The 18,346-nt window shown below is 54.0% G+C and carries 16 protein-coding genes and 1 pseudogene; 11 read left to right on the forward strand and 6 right to left on the reverse strand.

All coding sequences use genetic code 11. The annotated features are described in order from the left end of the window. Positions 1–55: 55 nt before the first annotated feature. Together L3069_RS04590 and hemB are read right to left on the reverse strand one after the other, a co-directional pair. Positions 56–1,779: pseudogene (locus tag L3069_RS04590) on the reverse strand (lysophospholipid acyltransferase family protein). A 125-nt stretch (positions 1,780–1,904) separates the two neighbouring features. After that, on the reverse strand, positions 1,905–2,879 hold the full coding sequence (hemB, locus tag L3069_RS04595) for a porphobilinogen synthase (RefSeq protein WP_003859169.1): 975 nt from the start codon (positions 2,877–2,879) through the stop codon (positions 1,905–1,907). A 452-nt stretch (positions 2,880–3,331) separates the two neighbouring features. Between hemB and L3069_RS04600 the strand changes: the two genes are divergently transcribed. After that, positions 3,332–6,106, forward strand: coding sequence for an autotransporter outer membrane beta-barrel domain-containing protein (locus tag L3069_RS04600; RefSeq protein WP_038415450.1), 2,775 nt, complete (start codon positions 3,332–3,334; stop codon positions 6,104–6,106). A gap of 88 nt (positions 6,107–6,194) precedes the next feature. Beyond that, the gene (locus L3069_RS04605; RefSeq protein WP_022647199.1) at positions 6,195–6,821 is read left to right on the forward strand and encodes a helix-turn-helix domain-containing protein; all 627 of its coding nucleotides are present in this window, start codon (positions 6,195–6,197) and stop codon (positions 6,819–6,821) included. A gap of 2 nt (positions 6,822–6,823) precedes the next feature. Here L3069_RS04605 and ampH read toward each other — a convergent pair whose 3' ends face one another. Continuing rightward, positions 6,824–7,984 (reverse strand): D-alanyl-D-alanine-carboxypeptidase/endopeptidase AmpH, encoded by a 1,161-nt coding sequence (ampH, locus tag L3069_RS04610; RefSeq protein WP_022647200.1) that lies wholly within the window; start codon positions 7,982–7,984, stop codon positions 6,824–6,826. 204 nt (positions 7,985–8,188) lie between these two features. Here ampH and L3069_RS04615 point away from each other — a divergent pair, with 204 nt between their 5' ends. From L3069_RS04615 to L3069_RS04625, 3 genes are all read left to right on the forward strand, one after another. Beyond that, on the forward strand, positions 8,189–8,722 hold the full coding sequence (locus L3069_RS04615) for an isochorismatase family protein (RefSeq protein ID WP_038415453.1): 534 nt from the start codon (positions 8,189–8,191) through the stop codon (positions 8,720–8,722). Positions 8,723–8,836: 114 nt separating this feature from the next. Beyond that, complete coding sequence (gene sbmA / locus L3069_RS04620) at positions 8,837–10,057, forward strand: peptide antibiotic transporter SbmA (RefSeq protein WP_022647202.1); 1,221 nt, start codon at positions 8,837–8,839, stop codon at positions 10,055–10,057. 12 nt (positions 10,058–10,069) lie between these two features. Next, a complete protein-coding gene (locus L3069_RS04625; RefSeq protein ID WP_038415455.1) occupies positions 10,070–11,167 on the forward strand; it encodes a DUF1615 domain-containing protein in 1,098 nt (365 codons plus the stop codon). Here L3069_RS04625 and L3069_RS04630 read toward each other — a convergent pair whose 3' ends face one another. Then, a complete protein-coding gene (locus tag L3069_RS04630; RefSeq protein ID WP_100167808.1) occupies positions 11,168–11,467 on the reverse strand; it encodes a DUF2755 family protein in 300 nt (99 codons plus the stop codon). A 248-nt stretch (positions 11,468–11,715) separates the two neighbouring features. Here L3069_RS04630 and L3069_RS04635 point away from each other — a divergent pair, with 248 nt between their 5' ends. Next, positions 11,716–11,934, forward strand: coding sequence for a DUF2754 domain-containing protein (locus L3069_RS04635; RefSeq protein WP_022647204.1), 219 nt, complete (start codon positions 11,716–11,718; stop codon positions 11,932–11,934). A gap of 3 nt (positions 11,935–11,937) precedes the next feature. Here the strand turns inward: L3069_RS04635 and ddlA are convergent, their stop codons facing one another. Next, complete coding sequence (ddlA, locus tag L3069_RS04640; RefSeq protein WP_022647205.1) at positions 11,938–13,035, reverse strand: D-alanine--D-alanine ligase; 1,098 nt, start codon at positions 13,033–13,035, stop codon at positions 11,938–11,940. Between the two features lie 104 nt (positions 13,036–13,139). On the opposite strand from ddlA, the gene L3069_RS04645 reads away from it, so the two are divergent. The 5 genes from L3069_RS04645 (at position 13,140) to adrA (ending at position 17,497) form a co-directional block, all read left to right on the forward strand. After that, positions 13,140–13,823 carry an extensin family protein gene (locus tag L3069_RS04645; RefSeq protein ID WP_038415457.1) on the forward strand — a complete coding sequence of 228 codons (684 nt, stop codon included), beginning with the start codon at positions 13,140–13,142 and terminating at the stop codon, positions 13,821–13,823. 169 nt (positions 13,824–13,992) lie between these two features. Continuing rightward, complete coding sequence (locus L3069_RS04650) at positions 13,993–15,216, forward strand: multidrug efflux MFS transporter (protein ID WP_023299423.1); 1,224 nt, start codon at positions 13,993–13,995, stop codon at positions 15,214–15,216. Positions 15,217–15,415: 199 nt separating this feature from the next. Then, on the forward strand, positions 15,416–15,676 hold the full coding sequence (gene iraP, locus L3069_RS04655; protein ID WP_003859148.1) for an anti-adapter protein IraP: 261 nt from the start codon (positions 15,416–15,418) through the stop codon (positions 15,674–15,676). A gap of 294 nt (positions 15,677–15,970) precedes the next feature. Further along, entirely contained in the window at positions 15,971–16,291 is a 321-nt protein-coding gene (gene psiF, locus L3069_RS04660; RefSeq protein ID WP_022647208.1) for a phosphate starvation-inducible protein PsiF, read from the forward strand. Positions 16,292–16,393: 102 nt separating this feature from the next. After that, complete coding sequence (adrA, locus tag L3069_RS04665; RefSeq protein WP_038415459.1) at positions 16,394–17,497, forward strand: diguanylate cyclase AdrA; 1,104 nt, start codon at positions 16,394–16,396, stop codon at positions 17,495–17,497. Between the two features lie 16 nt (positions 17,498–17,513). On the opposite strand, the gene proC is transcribed toward adrA, so the two are convergent. After that, positions 17,514–18,323 carry a pyrroline-5-carboxylate reductase gene (gene proC / locus L3069_RS04670; protein WP_038415461.1) on the reverse strand — a complete coding sequence of 270 codons (810 nt, stop codon included), beginning with the start codon at positions 18,321–18,323 and terminating at the stop codon, positions 17,514–17,516. Positions 18,324–18,346 lie beyond the last annotated feature (23 nt).

Here is an 18,346-nt window from a genome sequence, read left to right on the forward strand (position 1 = left end):
CCCTCTCCCCAAAGGGGCGAGGGGACTGACTGGTGCGGTTTTCACCCTCTCCCTTTTAGGGAGAGGGCAGGGGTGAGGGTATTAAGTGCGCCTCTATATACCGCTGATAGCGGTTCGCCTTCAGATAACACAGATCCACCAGCACCAGCCCGTCGATACAGTTATTGAACGCCGGATCGCTGCCGAAATCGATAAACTGCACGCCGCCTGGCTCGCATAGCTCGGAATATTGTTTATAAAGCGGCGGAATACCGCAGCCCAGATTGCCGAGCAGGGATTTGAGCTTTGTCAGGTCATCCACGTAATCCACCCCGCTAAATTGCGCCAGCACGTCCGGGAGTGACGCCGGGTAGGGTTGACGCGAGGCGGCTAACGGGTGGCTGGCCGGAAACCAGAGACGATAAAACGCGACCAGCAGATCCCGGGCGGCAGGCGGTAAGCCGCCGGAGATGGACACCGGACCAAACAGGTAACGGTAATGTGGATAGCGCGCCAGATAGGCGCCAATGCCTGACCACAGGTAGTCCAGACCGCGACGTCCCCAGTAGCGCGGCTGTATAAAGCTGCGCCCCAGCTCAATGCCGTGCTCCAGTATGTCCTGCATTTTTTCGTCGTAGTGGAACAGGCTGTAACTGTACAATCCCTCGACGCCGCACTTTTCCACCTGCATGGCCGTTGGCATAAAGCGGTACGCGCCGACAATCTCGAGGTCATCATCATCCCACAGAATAAGATGCAGATAGTCATCATCGTAGCTGTCGGTATCCCGGCGTTTTCCGCTGCCTTCCTCCACGGCGCGAAAGGCAATCTCGCGCAGTCGCCCCAGCTCGCGCAGCAGAGGCGCCTCTTCCTGCCCGTTGCGCTGCCACAAATAGTGGTTTTACCATCGCTGGTTTTGCCCAGACATTCGGCCTGCGCCAGCTCCCGCTTCAGCGTGGCCCTGTCTTCCGGGCGGGCAATGGCGCACTGGGTTTTAAAGACGCCAGGCAATCCCTTGCCAAGTCGTATCACGTGCTGACGGCACTGCTCGGCCATCTCACGCGATGAAAGGGTAGAGCTAAACCGATCATTCCAGGCAATCTGCTGGCCGATTTTGATCGGCAGCTGGCTGTGGCGGCGGCGAAACATCTGTTGCATCAGCAGCAGCAGGGATACCGTCGGCGATACCAGGGTGCTGGCATAAAACAGCAGGCTGTTGTGGGCCTGAATATGTACCGGTAGCAGCGGTACCCGTAGTTTGCTGGCCAGCTTGATAAAGCCCGGATGCCACTTTTTATCGCGGATGCCTTTACGCGTTGGGCGGGAGACTTCGCCCGCCGGGAAGAAGATCAGCACGCCGGCGTTTTGCAGGTGCTGCTCCATCTTCACCAGAGATGCTTTTGCGGTTCTGCCGCCCATATTGTCCACGGGGATAAACAACGAGCTGAGGGGCTCAAGGTGAGACAGCATCCGGTTGGTGACAACCTTGACGTCCCGGCGCACGCGCGAAACGGCATACAGTAGCGCCAGCCCATCCAGGGTGCCCGTCGGGTGGTTCGCTATCACAATGAGTGGGCCGTGTTCGGGGATTTGTTCGAGGTCTCGGGCGGAAATGGTGCAGAGAATATCAAGGTGTTCCAGAACCTGCTCTACCATATCCAGCCCTTTCAGGTGACGGTGGCTGGCGGCAAACTGCTGAAATTCGTCTTCGTGGAGCAGTCTTTTTAACAGACTTTTTTGCCAGGGTGCGGGCCTCGCCTGAGGCCAAAGGTCATCAAGAACGCTGTCGAGACTAAACATTGATCACTCCTCCTGCCGTCTTGCCCAGACAGTAGAAGGAGGAGATGTCGGTTGTATTGCAGTTTAGTGAAGATTCGCGCAGAGAGTAGGCCGGGTATGGCGAAGCCACCCGGCGCTAAAGCGGATTAACGCAGAATTTTCTTCTCAGCCAGATCCAACGCGAAGTAGCTGAAGATTAGATCCGCGCCCGCGCGTTTGATCGCACCCAGGCTTTCGAGGATCACTTTCTCTTCGTCGATGGCACCCGCCTGCGCGGCGAATTTGATCATCGCGTACTCGCCGCTCACCTGGTATGCGCCCAGCGGCAGTTCGGTGCGTTCGCGAATGTCGCGCAGGATATCCAGATACGCGCCGGCCGGTTTCACCATCAGACAGTCTGCGCCCTGTGCTTCATCGAGCAGAGATTCACGAATCGCTTCGCGGCGGTTCAGCGGGTTCATCTGATAGGTTTTACGATCGCCCTTCAGCGCCGTGCCCGCCGCTTCACGGAACGGGCCGTAGAAGGAGGAGGCGAATTTGGTGGAGTAGGACATGATGGCGGTGTCGGTAAAGCCTGCCGCATCCAGCGCATGACGAATAGCCTGAACCTGACCATCCATTGCCGCAGAAGGTGCAATGAAATCCGCACCTGCGGCGGCGGCAACCACCGCCTGCTTGCCCAGATTCAGCAGGGTCGCATCGTTGTCCACGCCGTGATCGCACAGCACACCGCAGTGGCCATGAGAGGTGTATTCGCAGAAGCAGGTATCGGACATGACGATCATCTCCGGCACACTCTCTTTGCAGATGCGCGACATGCGTGCCACGAGACCGTCTTCTTTCCATGCATCACTGCCGGTTGCGTCAGTGTGGTGGGAGATACCGAACGTCATCACCGAGCGGATGCCCGCATTCGCAATGCGTTCGATCTCGCGGGCCAGATGCTTTTCAGGAATGCGCATCACGCCCGGCATCGCGTCGATGGCTTTGTAGTCATCGATCTCTTCTTCAACAAAAATCGGCAACACCAGATCGTTTAAGGTCAGTGTTGTCTCTTCAAACATGGCGCGCAGTGCGGGTGACTTGCGCAGGCGACGGGGACGAGCAATTAAATCGGTCATGGTATGCCTGATGTTTGTGGAACAAAGAGGCTTAGTGTACCTGAAAGCGGAGAGTGGTGTTTTACTAAAGTTGTCTTTTAGATTTTCGAAATCGATTAATATACGCTACATGTATTTTGTATATATTATAAATCTTATTATGGTGTCCAGAGTGGTATGTGATATTGGTGAGGCTTCTATATTGGTTTGGGATTATAAATATAAATGATTTATTGCTTTTCATTATATGTGTCGAAGCAACTAAAGTAGTTTGCAATCAGTTGAATTTATAATATTTATTCATAATGATTGATATTGCCCTGGGTTTATAAGCTTATTTGTCTGAATACGGACTTAATGGAATCATTCATTGAACCTTTTCGAAGTGAAACTGCATAATTCCTTCCGCAATTAAACGTTGCCAAATGATTTGATGGACAAACTTGCTTACGTCCCTGAGGAGGGATGACCCAATGCAAACATGGAAAAAGAAACTGGTTGTATCACAACTTGCATTAGCCTGCACACTGGCTATCGCTTCTCAGGCCAATGCCAAAGATATATCCGGCACGACATATAATACTTTTGGATATGACAATACTGCGTCCACGCCCTGGTATTATGGTTATGCTGACTGGGATTATTCAGATGCCACACATGATGGTGACATTTATCCAGTCATCAATAAATCAACCGTAAACGGAGTTATTTCGACATACTATCTGGATGATGGTGTCAATGGCCGTGCGAACGCGTTGAGTATTTCTAACAGCACCATTAACGGCATGATCACGTCAGAGTGTATGACCACGACGTGTGCAGAAGGCGTGGATACTGACGGCACTACGCATACCCAGTACGATCGTTTTAGCCTGACTGTTGATAACTCCACCATCAACGATACCTACGAGCATTATGCGTATGATGTCGTTAATGGCGATACCACTGAAACGCATTATCTGGACACCTATGGTCTGGGTAACGCCATCACCCTGGATGTTGAGTCTGATATCGTTATTCAGAACAATTCCCACATCGCGGGCATCACGCTGACGCAGGGTTATCAGGAGCTTGATAACACGCCATACGACGGTGTTGAAGGCGTTGCTAACAGCAGCAATATCTTTACCGATACGCTGGTGGTGAAAGACTCTGTGCTGACCTCTGGCGCATACAGCGATCTGGGCACCAGCGGCTTCTACGGTCAAACGGCGAAGCCGAGCGACTACGGTGAAACCAACGCCACGGCTGCGGATGATGCGGCGCTGATCGTTGCTGCCAGTGCGTCTGATAACGCCATGCAGACCACCGCTACCTTCGATCACTCTACCGTTACGGGTGACATTCTTTTCTCCAGCACCTTTGATAACAACTTCTACGAGAATGGCGATCCGGCAACGGATACCACAGAAGATGGCGTCTATAACCCAACCACCAACGGCTGGGATGGTACCGATAAACTGGATGTCACGCTGACCAACGGCAGTAAGTGGGTGGGTGCAGCGCAGTCCAGCGTTGAAGCTATCGGCACTGCGCAGATGTATGGCCAGGGCTACAGCAACGTAGACTGGCACGCATTGTCCCCGAATAGCATCTGGCCTGATTCTACCTTTGACAGCAACGGTCACGTTGCCGGTGAAGAGGTGTATCAGAGCGGCCTGTTCAACGTGGCGCTGGATAACGGTTCCGAGTGGGATACCCGCAAGATCTCCAACATCGATGCACTGACGGTGAACAACCAGTCTCAGGTCAATGTTGAAAACTCCGGCCTGCTGGCAGATTCCATCACCCTGACCAATGCTTCGACCTTGAATATTGGCGACAGCGGTGCCGTGGCAACCGACAGCTTGTATCTGGATAGCTACAGCCGTGCGGCACTGACTGAAGAGACGGCAGAACTGTATGCCAACACCATTACTGTAGACAACGGTGCAGAGCTGGCGCTGGGTCTGGGTCAGGTTGATACGCACAATATGGTGCTGACCGATGGCGGTGTGCTCAATGTTGCCAGCCGCGATTATGTGCTGAACAGCGACCTGAACAACGCACGCTATATCACCAACGATAGCCATAAAGCGGACTACGACTATGGTGTTGTCGCGCTGAACTCTGACGGCCATCTGGCGGTGAACGGTGACGTTGCCGGTAACTATAAAGTGCGCATCGACGATGCGACCGGTGCAGGCTCCGTAGCTGACTACAAAAACAAAGAGATCATTCGCGTCTATGACAATAACGCGGATACCGCTGCCAGCTTTACTGCGGCAAACAAAGCTGATTTAGGTGCATACACCTATCAGGCGCAGCAGAAGGGTGACACCGTTGTTCTCCAGCAGGAAGAGCTGACTGACTACGCCAACATGGCGCTGAGCATTCCTTCTGCTAATACCAACATCTGGAATCTGCAACAGGATACCGTGGGTACCCGTCTGACCAACAGCCGTCATGGCCTGGCAGAGAACGGCGGCGCATGGGTGAGCTATTTTGGCGGCAACTTTGACGCGGATAATGGCACCGTTAGCTACGATCAGGACGTAAGCGGCATTATGGTGGGTCTGGATACTCAGATCGACGGTAATAACGCGAAGTGGATTGTCGGTGGTGCGGCTGGTTTCGCGAAGGGTGATATCAGCGATCGTACTGGTCAGGTCGATCAGGACAGCCAGACTGCGATGATCTACGCGTCGGCGAAGTTCATGAACGACATCTTCCTCGACAGCTCCATGAGCTACACCCGCTTCAACAACGACCTCTCTGCTACCATGAGCAACGGTCAGTATGTTGACGGTAATACCACGACTGACGCCGTTGGTTTCGGGATGAAACTGGGCTATGACTGGAAACCAAACCTGTCTGGCTACGTCACGCCTTACGCGGCGATCTCTGGCCTGTTCCAGTCCGGTGATGACTATCAGTTAAGCAACGACATGCGTATCGATGGCCAGTCTTACGACAGTATGCGTTATGAGCTCGGCGTGGATGCAGGTTATACCTTCAACTACGGTGGCGAGCAGGCATTAACCCCTTACTTCAAGCTGGCTTACGTGTATGACGATGCCGACAACAATGCTGATATCAACAATGACAGCATTGACAACGGCGTGGAAGGCTCTGCGGTTCGCGTGGGACTGGGCACTCAGTTCAGCTTCACGAAAAACTTCAGTGCTTACACTGATGCGACTTATCTGGGCGGCGGCGACGTTGACCAGAACTGGGGAGCAAACCTGGGTGTGAAATATACCTGGTAAGAAAAAAACGCGGGGGATTTTGCCCCCGCTTTTTTATGTGCTTTAAAAATAATAAAGAACCGACATATACAGATGACTTGAGGTATGCATGAACGTTAATGCGAAACCACTTTCTGAATTAAGCCGGCTCATAAAGTGTCTGGAAGTCGCCGGTACCCCATTTAAAACGGAACCACAACAATTTATAACTACCGGCAATAATGATGATGAACCATTGACATTTGTAATACAATCCGGCCTGACAGTCGTTCACCGTAAATCAGATGAATTACTCGTGGGTATTGCACGGGCACCCTATATTCATGGATTAAGTGCATGGATTAATGACAGCTATCTTGAATATTCCCTGATGGCACAAACACCTTGTACCGGATTTTATTTGCCAGCCTCTACTGCATGCGAAATTATTCAAGAAGCGCAACTCTGGCAAGAAGCATTCTGCTGGCTTTCATGGCTAAATCATTTACTGGGAAAACGTGATATCCAGCTGGTCGGAAATAATTCGTATAGCCAAATTCGGGCGATGCTAATCAATATGGCCGAGTGGGATGACACGCTACGCTCAAAAATTGGTGTGATGAATCATATTCAGCGTAGCACGCGTATATCACGTTCGGTGGTTGCGGAGGTTCTGGCGGCGCTGCGTCAGGGGAACTACATCAATATGAGCCGGGGCAAACTGATCAGTATCAACCGTTTGCCCACGGACTATTAAGCTCAGTTAGCGGCCGTAAGTACCTGCGCTTTATTGGCGCTCAGCTCGGCTACAAGGTTATTTACGCCATCACTCATATTCACGAAGCGGGTGTTCGGTGACCGGGTGACCACCACAAAAGCGCCCACGTTTGATTGCGGAATCATCGCCATGTAGGTGATGAATCCGCCACCCCCACCGGTTTTTTGAATAATACCCGGGCGACCATCTTTTGGCGCCATATATACCCAGCCCATGCCGAGGGCATCGGCTTTACCGGGAACATCCATACCAATGACGCGACGTAACTGAGCACGCTGGTAGATGAGCGTCTGCATTCGGTCGGCCTGATTACTGCGCGCGTAAAAATCCGATGAGAGGAACTGTTGCATCCAGCGCATCATGTCGCCAGGCGTAGAGTAAACCCCACCGCTGCCAATGGCTGCCAGCGTGTTATTACACGGGCTGGCCCCTTTTTCCGCCACCATCAGACGCTTGCACTGGTCCGGGGAGGGGGTGTAAGTAGTATCTTTCATCCCGAGCGGACGCGTGATTTGCTCTTCAAACAGCTGAGGGTAAGGCTTACCTGATGCCGTTGCTAACGCGTCGGCCAGCAGATCAAACGCCAGGTTAGAATAGCCAGCCTGAGAACCCGGAGCCGATTTCAGCGTTGCGGTGCTCAGGTAGTTCCAGCGTTGTTCGCGAGTTGGCCAGACAAAGACAGGGCGATGCGCAGCGCCACCGGGCTGTTCTCGCGGCAGGGCGCTGGTATGGGTCGCCAGGTTCACCAGCCTGATCGGCGTTCCCTGATATGTCGGAACGCGAGCGCCGGGTGGCGCATATTTGCTGAGTGGATCGTCGAGTTTTACCACGCCCTGATCGAGCAATTTCACCAGCATTTCGCTGGTCATCAACTTAGTTATCGACGCGACACGGATAACGGAATCCAGCTGCGGGCGAACGTTATTTCCCGGTCGTGTTTCACCGAAGCTGCGAAACACCCGCTGGTTACCGTCGATCACGACCAGCGCCATTCCCGTCGCACCACTGCCGTAATAAATAAGGTTCGCATAGCGATCGGCAATGTCAGAGGCCAGAACCGGTGCCGTCAGAGGCTGTGCTGCCTGGGCGGTGGACAGGCTCACCGCACACAGCGCGGCGAAAGAGAGCAGACAACGTTTCAACGAAAAGCATCCATCCAGTGAATAAGGAGAGTTACGGGTAGTTATACTACTAATCGGCGTCGGGCAATCGTCCGATTTGCATAACGATAGCGAGAAAAACGTAACCGTGGGTAAATTTGCACAATTTACTTACGGCCAGACTCCCATTTTGTGACATCGGGCTTATGATAGTCACCAGTTACATTCATTATTGCGGAGAACGGTATGTCTGAAAAGCGTGTGGTTTTGGTGGTTGATATGCAGAATGGGGTGTTTAAGACGCCGCGCTATCAGAGTGAGAAATGTGTCTCACTGATCAATCAGCTTACCCAGGCTGCTGAGGCCGTTATTTTCATACAGCATACTGAAGCTGGCGGGCTAGAGGAGGGGAGCGAAGGGTTTGCATTGCTGCCCGATCTCAACCAGCCGGCAGGGGCGTTTTACGTCACGAAGACCGCTTGCGATGCCTTCTATAATACTTCGCTCGAGGCACTGTTGCGCGAACAGGAGATCGATGAATTTATTATCTGCGGCTGCGCGACGGATTATTGTGTCGATGCCACCTTTAAAAACGGTGTCAGCCGGGGCTACCACATCACGGTTGCGGAGGATGCCCACACCACGGCCAATCGTCCAGCGGCCGATGCCCAGGTTCTGATCGCGCACTATAACGATGTCTGGCGTAACTTCATCGCCCCTGCCAACCCGCCTTCGGTGAAACGCACCGAAACAATTCTTGAAAACTGGAAAGCGAACTAATAATTCACCCGCAGGTCTGACTTTTTTGCCTGAGCCGGGAGGCTGGCCCAGGCAAGGTTTCGTGTGGCGATATGTTAAACACAGCAACAGCCATAACAACAAGAAGGAAGCACAATGTTTAAGTCTTTTTTCCCAAAGCCGGGGCCCTTTTTCCTGTCGGCATTTATTTGGGCACTGCTGGCTGTCATTTTCTGGCAGGCCGGTGGCGGCGCGTGGCTGACCCGTCTTACGGGGGCAACGGGCGACATTCCCATTAGCGCTGCGCGCTTCTGGTCCATGAGCTATCTACTTTTCTACGCCTATTACATGCTCTGCGTGGGGCTTTTTGCCATGTTCTGGTTTATCTATTCGCCTCACCGCTGGCAATACTGGTCGATTCTCGGCACGTCGTTAATCATCTTTGTCACCTGGTTCCTGGTGGAAGTGGGCGTGGCAGTCAACGCCTGGTATGCGCCGTTTTACGATCTGATCCAGACGGCGCTGAGTTCGCCGCATAAAGTGACCATTAACCAGTTCTACCATGAGGTGGGGATCTTCCTCGGCATCGCCCTCATCGCCGTGGTGATCGGCGTGATGAATAACTTTTTCGTCAGTCACTATGTGTTCCGCTGGCGTACCGCGATGAACGAACACTATATGGCGCACTGGCAGCACCTGCGTCATATCGAAGGTGCCGCACAGCGTGTGCAGGAAGACACCATGCGTTTTGCCTCTACACTGGAAGATATGGGCGTGAGCTTTATTAATGCCATCATGACGCTGATCGCCTTCCTGCCGGTGCTGGTGACACTCTCATCCCACGTTCCGGAACTGCCGATTGTCGGCCATCTGCCGTACGGCCTGGTCATTGCCGCGATTGTCTGGTCGCTGATGGGAACGGGACTGCTGGCAGTGGTGGGGATCAAGCTGCCGGGGCTGGAATTTAAAAACCAGCGCGTGGAAGCGGCCTACCGTAAAGAGCTGGTGTATGGTGAAGACGATCCCAACCGTGCGTCACCGCCTACCGTGCGTGAGCTGTTTGGCGCCGTACGTCGTAATTACTTCCGCCTCTATTTCCATTACATGTATTTCAATATCGCGCGCATCCTTTATCTTCAGGTTGATAACGTTTTCGGGTTGTTCCTGCTGTTCCCGTCCATCGTTGCGGGTACGATTACACTCGGTCTGATGACCCAGATCACCAACGTTTTTGGTCAGGTTCGCGGTTCGTTCCAGTACCTGATTAGCTCCTGGACTACGCTGGTGGAGCTGATGTCCATCTACAAACGTTTACGCAGTTTCGAGCGTGAGCTGGACGATAAGGATTTGCAGGAAGTCACCCATACATTAGGTTAAAAAGGAATTGCTATGCCATTTGCCGTACCACGTGCATTACCGCTGACGTTACTCGCCGCCGTCGTGCTGGCGGGCTGTGCCGAGAAAGGGGCTACCCCGCTCAAAGAAGGGGAGAAGCCCGTTGATGTGGCGAGCGTGGTGCGGCAAAAAATGCCCGCCAGCGTGAAGGATCGCAGTGAGTGGGCTGATGCGCTGGCAACGACCTTCAAAAGTCAGAAGATCGCGCCTACCGAGGAGAACATCTGCTCTGTACTGGCGGTGGCGCAGCAGGAATCGATGTATCAGTCAGATCCTGTTGTGCCTGGCCTGAACAAAATCGCCTGGAAGGAGATCGACCGCCGGGCCGAATCGATGCATATCCCGGTTTTCCTGGTACATACCGCCCTTAAAATCACCTCGCCAAACGGGAAAAGCTACAGCGAACGGCTGGATACGGTGAAAACCGAGAGGCAGCTCAGCGCCATTTTCGATGATTTCATCAATATGGTGCCGATGGGGCAGAAGCTGTTTGGCTCGCTGAATCCGGTACATACCGGCGGTCCGATGCAGGTAAGCATCGCATTTGCGGAAAAGCATACCGACGGCTATCCGTGGGATATCGACGGTACGGTGCGTCATGAGGTCTTCTCCGTGCGCGGTGGGCTGTGGTTTGGGACGTATCACCTGCTGAATTATCCGGCCAGCTACGATAAACCGCTGTATCGTTTTGCCGACTTTAACGCGGGCTGGTATGCCAGCCGAAATGCAGCCTTCCAGAATGCGGTAAGCCGTGCCAGCGGTGTGAAGCTCGCTTTGGATGGCGATCTCATTGCTTACGGCAGCAGCGAGGCAGGGTCCACCGAACGGGCAGTGCGAAAAATTTCGACGAAACTGGAGATGAGCAACAGTGACATTCGCCGACAGCTGGAGAAGGGTGACAGCCTGGCGTTTGAGAAAACGGATCTGTATAAGCAGGTTTTCGCGCTTGCAGAGAAGAAAAGTGGAAAGGCACTACCCAGAGCCATTCTGCCAGGCATTCAGCTTGAAAGCCCGAAGATCACGCGTAACCTGACGACCGCATGGTTCGCAAAACGCGTGGACGATCGTCGGGCTCGCTGTATGGGACTGTAATCAGTGGCGGTTGCGCCAGCGCAGCACGAGCGCAATCACGCCCAGAACCATGCTGCCCGCGAGGAAGGGAATGAGCCCGAATACGGTGCTCACGCCTAAACCAATTTCAACGCGCGGGCGGCCGGTATCCTGTACCTGCATCAGATGCTCATACACGCCAGGGGCATGCACCAGCATATTCAGTTGGGTTCCTGCCCAGAAACAAAACAGAACAAACAGGGCATAGGCAATATTCCCCGCCGTGGAGGTTTTTGGTTGTTTTCCGCCAAAAATCGGTTTCGACAATGTAAAGTCTGCCATAAGACCTCCCGAAAATATCACTCTGTTTTAATACGCGTCGTACAGGGTGAGTGTGACAGGTCATAGCATTTGTCAATATCAGAATCGTGGGAAATTCGGCTCAGGATTTCTCCTGGATTGTCGATTTCTGCATCACGTCACAAATTGATAACATAAGTGAAACTGCGCTGCTTTTCAGAATTTACGTATCCGCCACAGACGGCTTTATCAAACTGTGAGAGGATAGTTTTTTTTCTGCCGGAGTTGTCATGAAGCTCACTTCCAAACTACGCCGTGACTGGCATTACTACGCCTTTGCGATCGGGCTGATCTTTATACTCAACGGTGTTGTCGGGCTGCTGGGATTTGAAGCGAAGGGCTGGCAAACCTATGCGGTTGGGCTGGTGACCTGGGTAATCAGTTTCTGGCTGGCGGGATTCATTATCCGCCGTCGTCCCGATGAGACGACGGCAGAGAAAGCCGACTAACCGTCAGTTAACAGAGCTTTTCAGGGCGCTGTCAGCGGCGTGACGCTCCAGCGCCAGTTCAATCAGGCGGGTGATCAGTTCTGGATAGCTTATTCCGCTGGCCTGCCACAATTTCGGGTACATGCTGATATTGGTAAAGCCCGGCAGGGTGTTGATTTCGTTAATCACCACCTCGTTATCCGCCGTCAGAAACACATCGACGCGCGCCATCCCACTGCATCCCAGCGCCTGATAGGCTTCAACGGCGATCGCCCGGATCTTGTCGTTAACGTCAGGATCGAGCGCGGCGGGAACCACAACCTGGGCACCTTTGTCGTCAATATATTTGGTGTCGTAGGAGTAGAAGTCGCTATTCAGCACCACTTCACCACAGGTACTCGCCTGCGGGAAGTCGTTACCCAGTACGGCGCACTCAATTTCGCGCCCGTTAATTCCCTGCTCAACCACCACCTTGTGGTCAAACTCAAAGGCCAGACGAACGGCATCGTTAAACTGTGCTTCGCTGGTGACTTTGCTGACGCCGACGGACGAGCCCTGATTCGCCGGTTTCACGAACAGCGGCAGGCCGAGTTGCGCCTGGATCTGCGCGAAGCTGTGTTTATCGCGGTTGGCGCGAGTGAGCGTGACGAACGGTGCAATATTCAGACCGGCGTCGCGCAGCAGACGTTTAGTGACGTCTTTATCCATGCAGGCGGCAGAACCCAGCACATCGGAGCCGACAAACGGCAGGTTCGCCATCCGCAACATGCCTTGCAGGGAGCCGTCTTCGCCCAGCGTGCCGTGAACGATAGGGAACACCACGTCAATCTGTGCCAGCGCCTGCGCGTTCCCGGCATCGATAAGCTGTCCCTGTGCCACGCCTGGAACCGTTGCGACGCTGATATCAGAAGGATTAAGGGCGATGCGCGCCGGATCATCAGCGTGTAACAGATACTGGCTGGCATCGTTAACATGCCACTGGCCCTGTTTATCAATGCCCAGCAGCACCACGTCAAAACGGCTTTTATCAATCGCATCAACGATATTTTTAGCCGATTGCAATGACACCTCGTGCTCTGATGATTTTCCCCCAAAGACAATACCTACGCGCTGCTTTGCCATCTCACTCTCTTCCAGTCTGACGAAAAGCCAATAACATACCACGATGCCCGGCGGGTTTCGCGGCCTTCTGCCATAATGTTTTGAGGGATGTTGAAGGGGGGCGCGTGAAAGGAAAAGGTCTGCTTATTCTTATTGTTATTGCCGGGATCGCCACGGTGGGCTACCGCTGGTTGCCGCCGCATTACAACCCTTTCGTGCCGCTTACGCTTGACGATCCGCCTGGAAAAATAACCCAGTTTAAACTCCGGCGCTTAACGCCGCAGGCGTGCGAAAACCTGTTAGCGCAGGCGAATCAACGCCAGCTTATCCGTACCCAGGCGGTCGCTGACAGCGCCGGTGAGTGTCCGCTGAGTAACGTGGTGCGTGTGCGCGATTTTGGCCCGGTCAGCCTGAACGGCAGCTTCCTTGCCAGTTGCCCGCTGGCGTTAAGCTCGGCGCTGTTTGTCAGCCAGCAGGCCCGGCCGCTCACCAAAACCTGGACCGGCAGCGAGCTTACGCGTATTGAACATCTGGGCAGCTTCGCCTGCCGCAATATCTACAGCCGCCCGGATGCGCGGCGCAGCGAACATGCCACGGCGGATGCGCTGGATATCAGCGCTTTCAGGCTGGCAAACGGACAGCGTGTTACCGTCCTCAACGGCTGGAAAGCGGAAAAGACGCAGCCCTGGCTACAGGCGCTGCTGTCGGCAAGCTGCGGCTATTACGGTAACGCTCTGGGGCCGGACTACAATGCCGCCCATGCCAACCATTTCCATCTGGGAATGCGCGGCTATGGCTTATGTCGATGAAGCATAATCTTCCGCCGAAAATTGGATAGATTGTGACTTATCTCACAAATATGATGACTGGGAAGATAAAACACCAAAGTCTGCAAGGCCGCATCTCTGGCGCTATGTCATTGCGCGTAACTTGCTAATCTGTCGGCGAATTCGCCTAAAAATGAAGACTATTTCTGTTATGGAATCCTGGAAAGTTAACCTCATTTCAGTCTGGTTCGGCTGCTTCTTCACCGGACTGGCTATCAGCCAGATATTGCCCTTCCTGCCGCTTTACGTGTCGCAGCTGGGGGTCACTTCCCATGAAGCGCTCTCTATGTGGTCCGGCCTGACGTTCAGCGTGACGTTTCTGGTGTCCGCCATTGTGTCACCGATGTGGGGCAGCCTTGCGGATCGCAAGGGGCGCAAGTTGATGCTGCTCCGCGCCTCGCTGGGGATGGCGATAGCCATTTTGCTCCAGGCCTTCGCCACCAACGTCTGGCAGCTGTTTATTCTGCGGGCGATAATGGGGCTGACCTCCGGGTACATTCCGAATGCCATGGCGCTGGTGGCCTCACAGGTACCGCGCGAGCGGAGCGGCTGGGCACTCAGCACGCTTTCCACGGCCCAGATTAGCGGTGTAATTGGCGGCCCCCTGCTCGGCGGCTTCCTGGCTGACCATGTTGGGCTGCGTGCGGTCTTTATCATTACCGCCATCCTGCTAACGGTCAGCTTTCTGGTCACCCTTTTTCTGATTAAAGAGGGCGGTCGGCCTGTCGTCAGCAAATCAGAACGCCTGAGCGGAAAGGCGGTTTTCGCCTCGCTACCTTATCCTGGCCTGATGATTAGCCTTTTTGTGACAACGATGGTGATCCAGCTCTGTAACGGCTCGGTGGGACCGATTCTGGCGCTGTTTATCAAGTCGATGGCACCGGACAGCAGCAACATTGCTTTTCTGAGCGGGATGATTGCCGCCGTGCCGGGCGTGTCGGCGCTGATGTCCGCTCCGCGTCTGGGGAAACTGGGCGACAGGATCGGTACGGCACGCATTCTGATGGCAACGCTCATCATTGCGGTGATCCTTTTCTTTGCCATGTCGTTCGTCACGACACCGCTTCAGCTCGGGGTGTTGCGCTTCCTGCTTGGCTTCGCGGATGGTGCTATGCTGCCCGCTGTACAGACGCTGCTGGTGAAATATTCCAGTGACCAGGTAACCGGCCGCATTTTTGGCTACAACCAGTCGTTCATGTATTTAGGCAACGTAGCGGGCCCGCTTATTGGCGCCTCGGTCTCGGCGATGGCGGGTTTCCGCTGGGTATTTGCCGCGACGGCGGTGGTGGTGCTTCTCAATATTATTCAACTGGCCTTTGCCTTGCGCCGTCGCCGGCGAATCGCTGAGGCAAAGTCAGCCCGGCAAACACGATAATATATTATTAATTCTTATGATGGCCGCATTTTTATATAACGAAATGCGGCTTCTGTCTTTTAGAAAAACGTTTCGCTTGCGCTCCGAAATATCTTTTTTGGCAGCAATGTCACTTTTGCATAAGATAAAACCAATCCATGCTTTTCATTATTCAGTGAGGGTGTTAATTTCAGGGGAAATCACATAAGGACATAGCACCATGAAAAATCTCATTGCTGAGTTGTTGGTTAAGCTTGCCCAAAAGGAAGAAGAGTCGAAAGAGCTGGTTGCCCAGGTCGAGGCGCTGGAGATCGTTGTGACGGCGCTGCTGCGACAGATGGCAAAACCAGAGCAGGAGGCGTTGATCGACAACGTTGAAGGCGCGCTGGAAAAAGCTCGCCCTGATTCACAGGTGCCCGCAGAGGACGCGGAGCTGCTTCAGCAATACGTAAAGAAGCTTTTAAGGCATCCTCGCAGTTAACCGGCCAGAGGTGAAATGACGTGTCACAGAATTGTCATGCAGGATGCCTGGCGTCGCTCTGTTTTTATTTTTACCCTGTTACCATGGGGAAATTAAAATGAAGCAGAGCACACTTTTCACCGCATTAAACTCGCTCGTAATTACCTCCTCCGTTCCTGCGAAACCGGTTAATAATAAACGCGCTGCGACGGGACTGAAATAACCCTGGATCACGGTGAAAATCATGGCCGCAGGGTGGTTTTTTTCCCGTAACGAACCAGACTTAACGTGGAACTTCACATAAAGGATGGTGCAATGAAAACAACAATTCTGGTTACCCTGCTCTCTGGCCTGTGTCTGATCGCCTCAGCACATGCGGAAGAGAAAACGTTAACGCCCCAGCAGCAGCGCATGACGACCTGTAACCAACAGGCGACCTCGCAAAGTCTGAAAGGGGATGCCCGTAAAACGTATATGAGCGACTGCCTTAAAAATGGTACGACCAAACCGGGTGAAAAAAGCCTGACCCCGCAGCAGCAAAAAATGCGCGAGTGCAATGCCCAGGCGACACAGCAGATGCTTAAAGGCGACGATCGCAGCAAGTTTATGAGCGCGTGCCTGAAAAAACAGGCGTAGTGCTAACGGGTGAGTCACGGCTGTGGCTCACCCAAAATTTCATACTTTCCTCGCTATCCCCCTCTCTATAATTTGGGAAAATGTTTCAGAATAATCCCAAAAATGATGAATGATGAGTTTTATGACAATCACGAGAACATTCGGGAAGCGTGGTATCAGCAGCTTTCTCAGGATGACTCATACCGTTCCGGTCTGCGATTTGCCCGGCGAATACGGCTGGCACGCATCGTTGGTCTGGCGGCGCTGTTTGTTCCGCTTGCCAGCGTTCTGGTGAGTCTGCTTCTTTCTGGCGTCTGGTGGTTGTTATTGGTGGGCTGGGTCTTTGTCTGGCCCCATCTGGCCTGGCAGCTGGCTTTTCGTTCGACCTGCCCCCACAGTGGTGAAATCGTTAATCTGAAAATCGATGCCATCATTGCTGGCGTCTGGATGGGCTTAATAGGGTTCAATGCGTTGCCAACGGCGGCGCTGATCGTGATGATCGGCATGAACATGATGGGATCGGGGGGATGCCGCTTATTTCTGACAGGACTTGCGCTGCTTGCTCTGTCTGCCCTGCTCACCGTGCAATCCACGGGTACTCCTGTGCTATTGACCTCTGAACCGCTGGCGTTGTGGCTGACGCTCCCCGTGCTGGTGGTCTACCCCATGCTGTTTGCCTGGCTCAGTCACCGCACGGCGATCCGGCTGGCAGAGCATAAGCGTCGGCTTGAGCTGATGAGTACCCGCGACGGAATGACCGGCGTGTTCAATCGCCGTCACTGGGAAACGTTGCTGCGTAACGAATTTGAGGCCTGCCGTCGCAGCCATCGACAGGCGACGATACTGCTCATCGATATCGATCACTTCAAGACGATCAACGACACCTGGGGGCATGACGTGGGGGATGAAGCGATTGTCGCCATCACGCGCCAGCTTCAGCTGACCCTGCGCGCAGGCGATTATATTGGCCGCTTCGGGGGAGATGAGTTCGCGGTGATCATGTCCGGCACGCCTGCCGACAATGCGATTGCGGCGATGGCGCGCGTCCATGAAAGGCTGGTCAACATGCCGCTGCACGGAGCACCTATGGCGAGGTTGTGTATCAGCGTTGGGGTTGCCCCCTGGGGGGCGCAGTTCACGCACTATCGTGAATGGCTAAAGGCCGCGGACGTGGCCCTCTATAAAGCCAAAAATGCCGGACGGGGTCGCACCGAAGTGGCCGCCTGACGCCCGGCGTAACGCATCAGGACTTACTCAGCTTCTCTGATTTTTCCATGCATTTTTCCATCGCCTCGATCACGGCGGAGCGGAACCCGCGCTCTTCCAGCACGCGCACGGCTTCAATGGTTGTGCCCCCCGGCGAGCACACCATATCTTTCAGTTCGCCCGGATGTTTACCCGTTTCCAGCACCATTTTGGCCGAGCCCATCACCGCCTGCGCCGCAAATTTGTAGGCCTGCGCGCGCGGCATACCGCCAAGTACGGCGGCATCGGCCATGGCTTCGATAAACATAAAGACATACGCCGGGGCAGAACCGCTCACGCCGACAACCGGGTGGATCATCGGTTCGGCAATCACTTCCGCTTCGCCAAAGCAGCGGAAAATGTTCAATACATCCGCCACCTCTTCAGAAGTAACCAGCGCGTTCGGGGTAACGGAGGTCATACCGGCATTTACCAGCGACGGGGTGTTTGGCATGGCGCGAACAATCTTACGGTCGTGCCCCAGCGCGCGGGCGAGCTGGTCGAGGGTCACGCCTGCGGCAATCGACACCACCAGGCTCTCTTTGTTCAGGCTGGAGGTGATCTCGCTCAGGACTTTAATCATGATATTCGGCTTAACGGCGCCAAAGACAATGTCCGCCACCTGAGCCACTTCCTGCGCGCTTTCGGCGGCGTTGATACCATACTCATCACGCAGCGCCGCGACTTTATCCGGGGATGGGGTATAGACCCAAATCTGCCCCGGCAGCACCTGGCCGCTGGCTATCAGTCCACCGAGGATAGCTTTACCCATGTTTCCGCAGCCGATAAACCCGATTTTCTTATCCATCACGTCTCTCCGTTATTATGCGT

This window comes from Enterobacter cloacae complex sp. ECL411, assembly GCF_021869665.1.
Lineage (GTDB): Bacteria > Pseudomonadota > Gammaproteobacteria > Enterobacterales > Enterobacteriaceae > Enterobacter > Enterobacter intestinihominis.

Bases quoted from the DNA above. Each gene is read 5' to 3' on its own strand.
- L3069_RS04600 (WP_038415450.1), top strand. From the start codon at position 3,332: ATGCAAACATGGAAAAAGAAACTGGTTGTATCACAACTTGCATTAGCC.
- ddlA (WP_022647205.1), bottom strand. From the start codon at position 13,035: ATGGCAAAGCAGCGCGTAGGTATTGTCTTTGGGGGAAAATCATCAGAG.
- L3069_RS04635 (WP_022647204.1), top strand. From the start codon at position 11,716: ATGAAGCTCACTTCCAAACTACGCCGTGACTGGCATTACTACGCCTTT.
- adrA (WP_038415459.1), top strand. From the start codon at position 16,394: ATGATGAATGATGAGTTTTATGACAATCACGAGAACATTCGGGAAGCG.
- L3069_RS04615 (WP_038415453.1), top strand. From the start codon at position 8,189: ATGTCTGAAAAGCGTGTGGTTTTGGTGGTTGATATGCAGAATGGGGTG.
- proC (WP_038415461.1), bottom strand. From the start codon at position 18,323: ATGGATAAGAAAATCGGGTTTATCGGCTGCGGAAACATGGGTAAAGCT.
- iraP (WP_003859148.1), top strand. From the start codon at position 15,416: ATGAAAAATCTCATTGCTGAGTTGTTGGTTAAGCTTGCCCAAAAGGAA.
- L3069_RS04650 (WP_023299423.1), top strand. From the start codon at position 13,993: ATGGAATCCTGGAAAGTTAACCTCATTTCAGTCTGGTTCGGCTGCTTC.
- sbmA (WP_022647202.1), top strand. From the start codon at position 8,837: ATGTTTAAGTCTTTTTTCCCAAAGCCGGGGCCCTTTTTCCTGTCGGCA.
- psiF (WP_022647208.1), top strand. From the start codon at position 15,971: ATGAAAACAACAATTCTGGTTACCCTGCTCTCTGGCCTGTGTCTGATC.
- L3069_RS04625 (WP_038415455.1), top strand. From the start codon at position 10,070: ATGCCATTTGCCGTACCACGTGCATTACCGCTGACGTTACTCGCCGCC.
- L3069_RS04605 (WP_022647199.1), top strand. From the start codon at position 6,195: ATGAACGTTAATGCGAAACCACTTTCTGAATTAAGCCGGCTCATAAAG.
- hemB (WP_003859169.1), bottom strand. From the start codon at position 2,879: ATGACCGATTTAATTGCTCGTCCCCGTCGCCTGCGCAAGTCACCCGCA.
- L3069_RS04630 (WP_100167808.1), bottom strand. From the start codon at position 11,467: ATGGCAGACTTTACATTGTCGAAACCGATTTTTGGCGGAAAACAACCA.